Consider the following 13,026-nt stretch of genomic DNA (forward strand, 5'->3'; position numbering starts at 1 on the left):
GGTCACCGCCTTTCTATCTCTATAATGTAGCTTGCAGCATCATGCAGCCCGCGGCCAAACAAGGGCGGGGAACCAAAGTTCAACTAAAGTCCATCTAAAGTCCAACCAAAGTTCCGCATCCCCTGTCCTGGCGGCGCTACTGGGACGCCGCTTTCAAATTGTCGTTGTGCACGCGTGCCAATTCCTTCGCGCCATCCTCGGGAGTCAGCTTCTGGGAAAACACATTGTCATAGATCGGCTGCTGCTCGGTTCCCGTCTTCCTGTCCAGACGGCTCAGACCGAGCGGCAGATCGCCGAACATAACCCGCTTAATCGAATCCAGGTCATAGGTGTCCTCTACGCCTTTGAACATAAGGGCAACAGCCTCATCGACCGGGAAGTCCTTGGATGAAGGAACCCTTCCGCCTGCCGCCATCGGCAGCATGCCGCCATCCGCGTACCACTTGATAAACTTCCAGGCGGCTTCCGAATGCTTGGTGCGAGGATTGATGGCAATTACGTCGCCCAATCCGCCGGCGTTAATGTAATCGGTTTGATCTTTGTTCACCTTGGGAGCCGGCGCCGCCGCTACCTTGAATGTGCGCGGAAATTCCGCCACATTGTTCGTCGTGCGGAAGATCTGGTTCGTCGAGAACAGCATTGCCGTTTCTCCCTTTACAAACATCTGATCCAGCGCAGGCTTCGAAGTGATCTGCTCCGTATGCGGCATCAAGCTTTTATCCTTGAACATCATGTCCGAGTAAACCTGAAGCGCTTTGACCGTCAGCGGATTGTCAAAAGCCGAGGTGCCGTCCGGCTTCGTCAGCTGCACGCTTTGCTTCAGCAGAGAACCGTTGATCGGCACATTGAAGTAATAATCGCTTTGCGCCAATCCCCAAACGTTGTCAGCCTTCAGCTTGGCGGCATAATCCCGCAGCTCGTCCAGCCCCCATTCCGTAGGAACCGGCAGTCCCTTCGCGTCGAGCATATCCTTGTTCAGCCAGACAAACGACAAGCCCTTCTGGGTAGGAACGCCGTAATACTTGTCGTCCACTTTCCATAGCGCAGCGCCTTCTCCCATTTTGTCGTCCACGTTGTAGTCGGTGAATGTGCTCAAATCAAGCGCATTTCCCGCTTTGATCCGCTTCTCGTAAAGGCTGAAATCATAGTTCATATACATGTCCACCGGCTGGCTGGACATAAGCGCTGTATCCAGCTTCAGATTGCCGGCATCATCATTGACAAACCGTACATACTCCAGCTGAATATCCGCATTTTCCTTGTTCCAGTTGTCGACAACCTCCTGAGGTCCGTTCTCGGCCGGCACGCCCCCCCATAAGGTCAGCTTGATCGGGTCTTTGCTTGCCGTCCCGCCAGACTCGGCGCTTGAGCCTGGGGATGGCGCAGACCCTTCCGCTCCTCCATTGCCATTCCCGTTGCCGCCACAGCCGGCCAGCATCAGAGACACCGCCATAAGCCAGGTCATTCCTGCAACCAACCGCTTTCTGCTTTTCATCTTTCTTGTAACCTCCCTGATCGATCAGATGTTTGCTGCATCCCAACTATATCAATTCGCTCCTTGGCCTATAAGGGACGAAACTTGCAGATTGGCAGTACAAAACTTACTTATTTTGTTCCCGCCTGAAGGAACTGGGAGTTTGCCCAACCAGACGCTTGAATACTTTAATGAAATAAGCATCGTCAGTGAAGCCCGTCTGGCTCGCGATTGTTTCCACACTGAGCTTGGAATGCAGCAGCAGGCGTTTGGCCTGCTCAATCCGAATATTGCGCAAATACGCGATTGGCGTAAGCCCGGTTTTTTTGCCGAATACGGTGCTCAAGTAGTCCACGTTGATCGCCACCAGACGGGCCAAATCAGTAACCTTTATGTTTTCCTGATAGTGCTCCAGCATATATTGAATCGCCCGGTTCACCTCCGGATGGTCCGTATAGTTTACATGCTCTTCCTTCTTCTGCCGGATCAGTTCGCGAATCGTCTGCAGCACATGCGCAAGCAGCGATTCATGGGTTACCGCAGCATAGACGGCGCTCCAATCCTCCGCTTTCCTGCCTGCCAATATCATTAAAATGTGCAGCAGATCGCTCGCCCGTTTTTTCACTTCCACATGGGAGAATGATGCGGCTTGCATATACGCCCAAATGCGAGCTGCCGCCTCGGCACTTTTGCATTCATCCCGTTCCTCGAAGCGGCGGATCAGCTCAGCCTCCAGCACCTCGACTGGCACCGAGCCGCTTTTCTCCTCTGACAGGTCAATCTCACGGTTGTACCAAACTTCGTTTAATTGCTTCAGTGCTTGCAGCCAATCCTGCTCCAGACAAGCCAGCCCGCTGCCTGCCGTCGTGTCAACCATTCGTTCCGCATCGATCGGGCAAACCGCTCCTTCCTTTTTTTCAAAGTTCCAGCAAAAAAAGGTCGTCTGGCCCGCATCATGGAAGGTTTGAACGAGCAAATATGGTTCAGGCCGAATTCCGGCCTGTTCCGCATAAGCGGGTACAGCGCCGCTTAACACAGCTACAATATCCAGCCGAAGATTGCGGAATTTCTCCATCGACAAGGCAAGCTCAGCCGAATCGGCTTGAACCGGTGCTCCCGTTCCCCAGATCGCCGCCCAAATACGATGATACAGCGGGTAAAGCGCCTCTCCCGCCCCTTTCAGCTCTGCCAGCAATTCCTCTTTGATCCGCGCCAAATTTTCCAGCAAAATATCATCACTCAGGGACAGCTTCAGCAAATAATTGAAGGCCCCGAATTGCAGGGCGTCCCGTGCATAATCAAATTGGCTCATCGCCGTCAGCATAATAAAGCGGCTGCGTATGCCCGCCTTCCGCGTTTCCTTCAACAGCTCAATCCCGTCCATGCCCGGCATCACAATATCGGCGATAACGACATCCGGCTTCAGCTCAAGAATAGCCGCCAGCGCCTCGTGGCCATTGCCCGCCTCTCCCGCCACATAAAACCCGTGGCGTTCCCAATCCAGCAGCTCTCTGATCGCTTCACGGACAAACACTTCATCTTCCACTAATAAAATCGTCCACATGCCCGCCATCTCCTTTCTGCGAATACGGCGCTGCAATCAGCAGAGGCAAGCGAATCCGTACCAGAGTCCCGTTCGTATCCGATATAAGCTCAAGCACGCCCTCCTGCTTAAAGAGCAGCTGCAGTCTTTCCTTTAAATTGCCCAGCCCGATCCCGTGCCCGGTGCCTCTTCCCGGCTTGCGGACCGCTTCCTCCATACCGATGCCGTTATCCTCCACTTCCAGAATAAGTGCGCTTTCCTCTGCCCGCGCCCTGATCCATATCGTGCCGCGGCCTTCAAACATATTAAAGCCATGGGCGATACAGTTTTCCACCAGAGGCTGTAAACTAAGCTTGGGAACAAGCGCGTATTGCACCTTTTCCTCCGTATCATAATGAATGGTGAATTGTTCCCTGAACCGAAACGCTTGGATCGCTTCATAGGACCGCAGCAATTGGAGCTCATCTTTAAGGGGAATCAGCTCAATATCCGAATTGAGACTCGCCTCCAAAATTAAGCCCAATGAGGTGCAAATGCCAGCAATGGCGTCTTGTTTTTCTTTTCTGGCAATCCATTTGACTGTGTTCAAGGTGTTAAGCAGAAAATGCGGGTTCATCTGGTAAAGCAGCATCTGAAAACGAACCGCCTGCTTTTGCCGTTCCTCCTGCTTGAGCATGGCAATGAGCCCAACAACATCATCAATCATCCGATTGAAGCTTTCGCTAAGCGAACGAATCTCATCAGTTGCTCCTTTGTTGATGGAGATTTTAACATTGAGTTTCTTGTCCGACGCTTCCTCCATGCTTCGCTTCAAAACATTTAGCGGCTGGGTCATGCGCGATGTCAGAAAGAAGGTTACCAGCATGAAAACGGTTACTACAATAACAAGAAATAGATAGATGATCAGCCTTAAACGCTGAACCTCCTGCTGCAGCTCACTTAACGGCATCTGGCTGACAACATACCAGTCCAGCTCTTCCACATAACTGTAATGGACAAGCGCCAGGGCGCGTTCATCCTTGTAATAGCCGTTTTGCGACTGTGCAGCAATGATTCGGTTCATGCTTTCCGGGCTGAAGGAAGATTCCTTATTTTGCAAAATGGTTTCTCCGCGGCCGGTAAAAATCGTCAGGCCCTGGTTGGCCGGATTATCTTTCAGCGTATTGCGGAACCATTCCTCAATGTTGATGCTGATCCGCGCCACGCCGTAGCTTCCCCGCAGCTCGTCATCCAGCATCGTGTACAGACTCAGCAGCTTGTTTCCTTGGCTTCCGCTTACATCGTTCCAGTCATCCTCTACCCAGCGGTAAGGACGGGGACCGCTCTTCAGCTCATTTTGCCAGTGCTGCAATTCCTGCTGTTCATTGGTCAGCTGATCATTGGGCGCATAGGAGGTGTATACATTGCCGCTGCGGTCGATAAAGCGAAAATACAGCTCCGTCTGATGGAAAAAAAAGCTGTTGTTTATGCCGAACATTTTGCTTTCTATTATTTTCTTTCGCTCAATCGGATCATACTGATCGGGGCTGTGCATAATCTGGATCAAACTTTGGTCCTGGCTCAGCATCGTACCCGCTTTGTAAGCAAAGGCCATCATATCCGTCAAAGAGATGTACACCTGCTGCATACGTTCAGACATGCGGTCGATCATATCCTGCTGCCGACTCGATTCGAAATGCTGGAACAAATAATAAATGGCCACACACAAAGGAAGCAGCAGAAGTGTGATGTACGCGATAAATAGTCTATGTTTCAACGTATTTGGGAGCCATTTTCGCCTGGTCTGCACCATGATTATTCACTCCTTATAACGTATTCATGTCTTCCAGCCGTACCTTTCATTGTATCACACCCAAAATCTGAACCTGTAGAGCAAAACTTGTATATCGGTATAACAATTCTTAGGGGAAGGATAAACCTTCTTTCTCCTTTCAATCGGAAGCACTTGTCCTTTACACATCATGTATGATCCCGCTTGCTATACTTTTCATAAAATGACAAGTCTTTAAATAGAGTTCTTACTTCCATATAATGAAGAGCGGAGGTGAGACATATGGATATAACTGAGATTTGGGCTGAGAAGTTAAGCCATATCGATTGTAGTAATCAATATATAAAGCAAACGATCAAAGTTGGACGAGAATTAAGGGGAGCTGTATATAACTTTTTCGATCAAGAACAATTGATGACAGCCCTAGTAGCGGATAAAAGCGGCAGCCTTGAAGTATCCATTCAAGAGAGCGGGGTATGCTCTTGTACCTGTTCAAGCGATTCGTTTTGCGAACATATTACTGCGGTTCTATTTTATGCTGAAAGTTTATATCACCCAGGAAAGATGAGTCAGTTATTTCAAATGTGGAGGGAAATGGAAAGAAAAAAAGGCGCTTCAACTTCCCATATAACTCTGGGTAATCCCCTCTATACGGAACGAATCAAGCACATGAAAAGCGCTGTTATTTCATTAGAACGAAGCAAACAAATCAAGTGTAACCTAAGGCCGTATCAGCAATATGGTGTGAAATGGCTTGTGAACTTATATCAAAACCAGCTGGGATCGCTGCTTGCTGATGATATGGGCCTGGGGAAAACCATTCAAGCCATCACATTTTTGAATGAAGTAAATAGCTTAGCTGAAATGTCGCTAATTGTGGTGCCCACTTCATTATTAGCTAATTGGGAGAAGGAATTTGAAGCAATCGCTCCTCATCTTAAGCTGCTTACTCATTATGGAAATGATCGAGAAAGCAAAAGTTTTGAAGGATATAGAGAAAGATACGATGCAGTAGTTACAACTTACACGACAATTACTAATGATGCAGCCCTGTTCAAAAGCACGAAGTGGAATATAATCTGTCTGGATGAAGCACAGCATATCAAAAACGCTGATACAAAACGCTCAAAGGTGATTCGTTCCATCACGTGCAATAGCAGGTTGGCATTGAGCGGTACCCCAATTCAAAATCGCTTAATGGAGCTTTGGGCTATTATAGAATTTTTAAACCCTAGATTTTTAGGAACAAAGCAAGTGTTTAAGCAGTTATTTGTCATTCCGATTGAACAGAAGAAAGATGTGGATAAGCGAAGTCAGCTGCAGCAACTCGTGAATCCGTTCATTTTAAGAAGAACGAAAATGGATAAAGCAATAATCAATGATTTACCAGCAAAAATAGAACAAAAGCAATATTGTACATTAACTGATGAACAGCAAAACCTGTACCAAGCGATTATTAAAGAGGTTAAGGAAAAATCAAAAAAACTAACGAAGAAAAAGCGAACGCCCTATATCATGATGATGATGGAAAAGCTCAAGCAATTATGTGATCATCCTAGCCTATACCTGAAAGAAGAAGGTCTAAAGGAATTTGCGGAGCGCTCAAATAAAGTTACTCTTGTTGAAGAACTCATTGATTCAATAGTTGAATCGAATGAAAGTGTGCTGCTTTTTACACAGTATGTTCAAATGGGCGAGTGGTTAAAAACACACTTAATCGAACGATACAACAGTGAGATACTATTCCTGAATGGCAGTTCATCACAAGAAGCTCGCAGGGAGATGGTGGATAAATTTCAGACGGAACAAGTACGTATATTTATTTTATCCTTGCATGCAGGCGGGACGGGACTCAATTTAACAGCTGCTAATCATGTGATTCATTATGACCGATGGTGGAACCCGGCAGTGGAGAATCAAGCAACAGATCGCGTACATCGAATCGGACAAAAGAAAATAGTTCAAGTCCACAAGCTGATTACACTTGGTACATTAGAAGAAAAAGTAGATCATATATTATCGGATAAACAACATTTAAGTGATTCGTTGTTTTCAGCAAACTCATTCTTGTCTGAAGATATAGAAGAATTGTTATAGAAGTAATTATTCAAAATGTAAAGCGGGGGATTACTATTCTAATGCCGTCTATACTGCTTTCCATCATGTACATACTCATCTTTATTCTGGATTTGACATACATCTTTCTGGTCTACAACAAGACAACCAAGACTCAGGCTTTTAAAAGGAGTGGGGGAAACTCAAGAAATGTTACCTTTTAAGCATGGCAACGAAAAAGGCTTCTCACCAAGTTCAAACCTGTGAGAAGCCTTTTTATTTCGATGAGGTCAAATTGTGGTCAAACGGCGTTCCTCCGAAGAAGAGAAGAAACAGCTTATTTCTTGCGCGCCCCTTTTATAAACTGATAGGTTTTATGATAGAGATCATACCCCAAGCCTTCCTGTGCAAGAGAAGCATGATAAAAAGTCAGCCTGTCCTGATAGTAGCCCTTCAGAACTCGAGAGTTATAGCCGTACTTGGCGCCTCCCTCCAGATAGTCCGCATATTTGTTATATGCGTGCTCGCCCTTAAGAGCAGACTCATTCACTTCAATTTCAACACCCATACCGTATAAAGCCGCCCAATCGGCCGCCGCTTTAATCCGGCCGGCATCCGAATCGCCGAAGAAGTAGTTAGGCTGCAGGATCGCAGCATCAAAGCCAAGCTCCTTCCATCGCCAAAAGCCGGGCGCTTCAAAGTAAGGAATCCAGTAATACTTTAAGCCGAGCTCATGGACAACACTTCCTGCATAGCGAATAAGATCCTGCTCTCCAGGCGACTTATGATTGACATTTTCATTCATCCAATAGAAGCCCGCAAGCTCCAAATGGCTGTAACCAGCCGCCTCCCAACGGCTCAACGCTTCGTGAATATACCAATCGATAACGGTACATTTATGCCGGTAAGCCTCCATCGGATCAATGCTGCGGTGGTCGAAGTTCATCATTTCTCCATCTTCAGCCAGCTTTCCGAACGCTGCTTGCCGGTCGGAAGGATATGGTATCATCAGAACCGCCTTCATGCGGTAATCTTCGTTCTGCAGTTGCTCCGCGCTGTGGCTTACATGATCGTTAATCATGTCAAGCATGCTGCCGCGGCAGAAGGTGTGCTCCAGATACCAGCGCCAGTCATTTACATCTGCGGGGGTGCCATGATCGATAAAGCTGTTGCCGTTAGGCGCCCACAGCTCAAGCAGCAGCACGCTGTCAAACATCCAGTCCTTAATCCGGCCCGCCGAATCTGTATAGGCAACGAATGGCAGCAGCTGTTCCCTGCTCCAGGGAACCCTGTCCCCTTTATCGTCATGCTTGGAATATCCGTTGTAAAGCAGCACCATATTGTGAACACCGCCGCTGGATTCACCTGCAGCATGATAGCCCCGCATAGCCGGCCCAGCCGCTTCAGTAAATAGCCCGGATAAAACAACAGCCGTCTCTGCTTTTTCATCCGTCCCCCATAGCTCAATGGAATCCATAAATACCCATACGTCAACCGGAACATCGATCCGAACATGCCGGGTATAGACCATATCCGCTTGAGGCTCACCAGGGACGCCGTCTGTCTTCCCGTCCCATTGATATGTTTGAACCGATTCAGCTTCATCGTACAAAGGAATTCGGGTATGAATCCTTGCCAGAGAGGACCAATCTTCGCCATTATCGGAGACGTAAATGGTCACAAACTCCGGATAATACACCGCATACTCAATCCCTTGAAAGAAGCGCAGCTTGATCGATCGAATCGATTTCGCACGATCAAAATGGAAGGCAAACTTGCGATCAACCTTCGAAAGATGTCTTTGCCAGCGCGGATCGGAAACATCACAGGCAGCATATTCCCCTTGTGTCAAACATTTCTCGGCGGCTATATTTTCAGGAAGCCTTGAACAGTCATAATCTTGTCTGAATGCTAAATTTCGCAGCTTGGTCACTATGTTTCGTTTTCCTCCCTTTCTTACTCCGATGCACCCTCCAGCCGGACCCGGAAGCCAATTTCAAAGACCCGGTCCCAAGGAAATACAAGGTCGGTGATATGAATCCTGTCTTCTCCGAAATCATGCAGCCACTCTGCGGCAAACTGTTCGAGCTGCTCCTGCAAATACGCCGTTAATTCCGCCCTCCTGTCGGCAATGTTCACATGATTGCTGCCCTGAAAGGAGATAAAGTCGCTTTGATAGATTCGATTTCGAGTCATGGCCTGGTAACCCCAATCTTCAATAAGACGGGAAATATAATACTCGCGGCTGGCCCTTCTTCTTGCTTCGCTGTCCTGCTCCGGATGCTCTTTGTAAAAAGCCTCCATAATGATATGGGCAATGACGGTACCCAGAGAATTTCCAACGGTATTCCAGCCCGCATAAGCGTTCAGCTGCTTTAATATTCCTTGCTTGGCAAGCAGCTGCATCAAATAATGGTCCGCTCCGTTAAGCACGGCAACATCGGCAAGGGCAACGGGCTTGCCTTTGCGCAAGCAGCCCTTCAAGTACGCTGCAAATTCCGTGGCCGCCGCTTCTGTAAAATAACAGGATGGGCGCTCCTCCAGATTGTGCACAGTTTCAACCATCTGCTCCTGGCCCGCAGCAGTACCATGTACAGCCAATACGGCATTGGCTTCAAGTGAATGATCCGCCGCATAGGCTCCAGCCGCACATAAATGAGATTTGATCGACTCGTGCAAACTACGATCTTCCAGCTTTGGAATCGATGATGGCGCCAGGGTCGAAGAATAACGCACGAAAATTTCCGGCGTATACTGCTTCATATGGCAGAAAGCACGCGCCATCAGTGTACAGCCGGCCTCGTCTGCTCCGGAATGCAGCAGCACACGGTCCATCAGATTGTAACGTTCCGCCAATCTGCGAATCTTTGCCTGCTCTTGCGCGGAAAATCCGTACTTGGCATTGTCATCGAGCGGGATTAAAAGCGCATCTAATACGCCCTCACGCGTATATTCAACCGCCAAAGCAGTTATTTCACTATTTTTCGCTCTTCTTCCCGTGAAATCCGCGAGAACATCGTGCGGCAAAATATCGGACAGCTTCTCCATTTCCGCCTGCTCTCCGGCTGTAAGACCTGCTTGGCTCGCTTTATCCTGCAGCCAGGAATGACGGTAGATGGAATAGCCATGCTCGGCATAATAATCCGGCTCTTCCTCTGCGGAGCTGTAGCCGGGCACGCGCATAATCAAGTTAAAAGCATAAATAATCAGTCCGGGATTTTTATGTTTGATCTCCTTCAGCACCTGCAATCTGCTTTTACATTCCGCGGAAGACAACTCGTGAAGACGGGAAGGCACAATACCGCCATACAGAAGCATATCAAGCGATACAATTAAATAATCCGCATCTGAAGCTTCCTTCTGCAGCCATCGTGCCAGGCCGGCACAGTCGGCGGCCCTCTTCTTAAGCCCGAATAGACTTTGCGGCGGCACAACGAGATTCATATCTGTTCTGGCAGCAAGCTGTACGGGATTGTGAAAGGTGCATGGACGCTCGTCCAAGGGGACAAATACAACTTTATTCACGAATGCATATCTCCTTTTATGGAATTGGCTTCACCGTATAGGTGCCTTTTATAAAGCGGTAAGTTGCGTCATACACTTCCCGCACATCTAAATAAATCGAGCTTGATGCGCTGTACAGCGTCTTGATCCAATCGTACCAGGCTACTTTTGACTGCGTCATATAGCCGTAGGTAACGCCGCCGTTCAAGTATTGATAGTACTTGTTTCTATGCTCCTGATACATCGAGACATAGCCGTCCAGCTCCATCTCAACACCCATGCCGTAGCGTTTTGCAAGCTTGGCCGTCTCGCCAATACGGGAAGGCAGAGAATTGGTGAACATATAGTTTGGCTGCATAAAGGCAAAGTCAACCGCATTCTTATCCCAGTCCCTGAATCCTTCGGCCTGATGATAAGGAATCCACTCCAGCTTCAGCCCGCGGCTCCTTACCTCTTGCCCGATCTCCTGCAAAATGGTCAATTCATCCGGGCTTTTGCTGTGCGGAATCGATTCTGCCACCCAGTAAAAGCCCTCAAGCTGCAGCTTTTCATAGCCGCCGCTGTTGAAGCGAAGAATGACTTCATCAATGAACTGCTTCACTGCCGCTTTCCTGTTATTGAGAGCCGTCTGCCGGTCCGTCCCGGAGCCAAAGCTGTCAGCGTCATTGATCACGCCATCATTGTTAATGTCTCCCCACCGCGTTTGCTCCGGCGAAGGGTATGGAATCGTGATATATACCGTTGGCTTGAAGCCGGATTGACCTGTCGCCTGCCTTACTTCGCCTACCGCCTTGTTCAAGGCGTCGATCTGCTGATTCACGGCAAAGAAGCGGTCTAGCATGTAGTCCCAATCTTCTTTGTTGGATGGCGTACCGGATTCATCGAAGCGTCTTCCCGAAGGTGCCGTTATTTCCGCCGGCAGGAACAGGAAGCTGTTGAACATCGTATCCACAATATCGCCATTCGTATTTACATAACCCGCGTAACGCCGAAAATGCTCCTGCGTCCATGTCGCGAAGGACGGGTCTTGCGGATAGTGTCCTGCATACACCAGCAGTTGTCTCATATTCCCGGCCGGATATCCTTTATCCGCCTGAACATCGGGGGTACCGCCCGCAGGAGTCGAGCCTTCATGCACCCCATAACCGCCATAGACCTCCAGCTCATCTGCAAACACCCATACACCTGAAGGCACCACTGCACGTATATAACGGCCGGAATCATTTAAATTGTCCAGCGTAAACCATTGTGTTAACGCTCCCGGCTCGCTGCGGTATATGCCCGTAGGCACTTCACCTAAAGTTCGCCAATTGATCTTGTCATGGGAGATGTCATAGCGAACATATTCAGGAAATACAATCGAAGCTCCCTTATTCTGAAAAAAACGCATACGAATCTGATGGACGGTGCTTTCGTTTTGCAGATCAAGCGTAATATGTCTCATATCCTGTCTAAGCCAGCCTTGCCAGGCCGGATCAGATAACGTGCTGCTTCCAAGCACGCCATTGGTCAACTCTCCGCCGGCATCCGGGTAGCCGCCTTCATCTGCCGTCAAAAGACTGTCGGGAAAAGTAGCGCTGATCGTATACGGCTTTGAGGAGGAGAGCTTTTCTTCTTGCCCTGCAAAACCGATGATCCTGATTTCATCGCTGAACACCCATATGTTTACGGGAAAAGTGATTTTTAAATATCGGGCCTTTACATTAGCGATGTCTTGGGAAAACCATTGTACATGCGTTCCCGGCTGCGCCGCAGGCACAGCGCTGGGCACCTCGCCTGCCAGTGACCAGCCTTGACCGTCATCCGACAGCTCGAATCTCACCCATTCCGGAAAATATATACCGTTTTCCCCATTTTGGATAAAGCGCATTTGCGCCTTCTTAATAGCAGCATTGCGCTCAAGGTCTACTACAATGGTTCGCTGCCCTTGCTTATACCAGCCTGCATAGGCAGGATCGAAAGGATTGGCATCACTTCCTTGCGTGCCGTTCGTAAGCTTGGAAGAGTTGTCCGCATAGGCGGCCTCGGTCGCCGCATCGCCTCCGTTCGGCACTGATGCTGTCGTCGAATAAGACTTGCCATAAGCGACATTCACCTCGGACAAGCTGTTAATTCCCCATACCTGGATTTCATCGGTAAACACCCACATGTTTACAGGGATATGGATGCGAACATATCGTCCAGGCTCCTTGAGACCGGACAGTACAAACCAATCTGCCTTCAACTGATTGGTTTGTACAGGCGATACATGCCCGGCACCTGTCCATACTGTTCCATCGTTTGAAACCTCGAATGTCAATTTCCCGGGAAAATGCACACCGGATGCAGGGTCCTGAAGCAAATGAATGTGAATGCCATGAATGAAATTGGCACTTTGCAAGTCGATCGTTACGGTTCGTTCCCCCTGTTTGTACCAGCCGGTATAACGGGGATCCCAGAAATTATTGGAGGAAGCCAGCAGACCATCGGTTAATTCGGCACCGCCTGTATCCGGATAGCTTGCTTCTTGATTTTGCTTCGATTGATTGGGGCTTTTCACCGAAATGCTATACGGCTTGCCTTGCGCCAGATTAACAAGCTGTCCGCTTGCATAGATCACCGAACTTTGCTGAAATGACATCATCGTTACTAATAGAATGACTAATGCGGTTAAGTACGTTTTGTTCATATAATCGCATC

The 13,026-nt window shown here is 48.6% G+C and carries 7 protein-coding genes; 1 reads left to right on the forward strand and 6 read right to left on the reverse strand.

Annotated elements, in window-relative coordinates; translation table 11 throughout:
- Nucleotides 1-136: 136 nt before the first annotated feature.
- The 3 genes from ACFQ0N_RS10020 to ACFQ0N_RS10030 form a co-directional block, all read right to left on the reverse strand.
- Entirely contained in the window at nt 137-1,495 is a 1,359-nt protein-coding gene (locus ACFQ0N_RS10020) for an ABC transporter substrate-binding protein (RefSeq protein WP_379325450.1), read from the reverse strand.
- Nucleotides 1,496-1,601: 106 nt separating this feature from the next.
- A complete protein-coding gene (locus tag ACFQ0N_RS10025) occupies nt 1,602-3,038 on the reverse strand; it encodes a response regulator (protein ID WP_379325453.1) in 1,437 nt (478 codons plus the stop codon).
- Nucleotides 3,010-4,809 carry a cache domain-containing sensor histidine kinase gene (locus ACFQ0N_RS10030; RefSeq protein ID WP_379325455.1) on the reverse strand — a complete coding sequence of 600 codons (1,800 nt, stop codon included), beginning with the start codon at nt 4,807-4,809 and terminating at the stop codon, nt 3,010-3,012. Before ACFQ0N_RS10030 ends, ACFQ0N_RS10025 begins: the two co-directional genes overlap by 29 nt.
- Before the next feature lie 261 nt (nt 4,810-5,070).
- Here ACFQ0N_RS10030 and ACFQ0N_RS10035 point away from each other — a divergent pair, with 261 nt between their 5' ends.
- Complete coding sequence (locus tag ACFQ0N_RS10035; RefSeq protein ID WP_379325457.1) at nt 5,071-6,885, forward strand: DEAD/DEAH box helicase; 1,815 nt, start codon at nt 5,071-5,073, stop codon at nt 6,883-6,885.
- Between the two features lie 295 nt (nt 6,886-7,180).
- On the opposite strand, the gene ACFQ0N_RS10040 is transcribed toward ACFQ0N_RS10035, so the two are convergent.
- From ACFQ0N_RS10040 to ACFQ0N_RS10050, 3 genes are read right to left on the reverse strand one after another with little or no spacing between them, the layout of a single operon-like run.
- Nucleotides 7,181-8,776 carry a DUF4855 domain-containing protein gene (locus tag ACFQ0N_RS10040; protein ID WP_379325459.1) on the reverse strand — a complete coding sequence of 532 codons (1,596 nt, stop codon included), beginning with the start codon at nt 8,774-8,776 and terminating at the stop codon, nt 7,181-7,183.
- 23 nt (nt 8,777-8,799) lie between these two features.
- Nucleotides 8,800-10,368 carry a DUF4127 family protein gene (locus ACFQ0N_RS10045; RefSeq protein ID WP_379325461.1) on the reverse strand — a complete coding sequence of 523 codons (1,569 nt, stop codon included), beginning with the start codon at nt 10,366-10,368 and terminating at the stop codon, nt 8,800-8,802.
- A 16-nt stretch (nt 10,369-10,384) separates the two neighbouring features.
- Complete coding sequence (locus ACFQ0N_RS10050) at nt 10,385-13,015, reverse strand: DUF4855 domain-containing protein (protein ID WP_379325463.1); 2,631 nt, start codon at nt 13,013-13,015, stop codon at nt 10,385-10,387.
- Nucleotides 13,016-13,026: the final 11 nt, after the last annotated feature.

The organism is Paenibacillus sp. GCM10027626, from assembly GCF_042676285.1.
Lineage (GTDB): Bacteria > Bacillota > Bacilli > Paenibacillales > Paenibacillaceae > Paenibacillus_Z.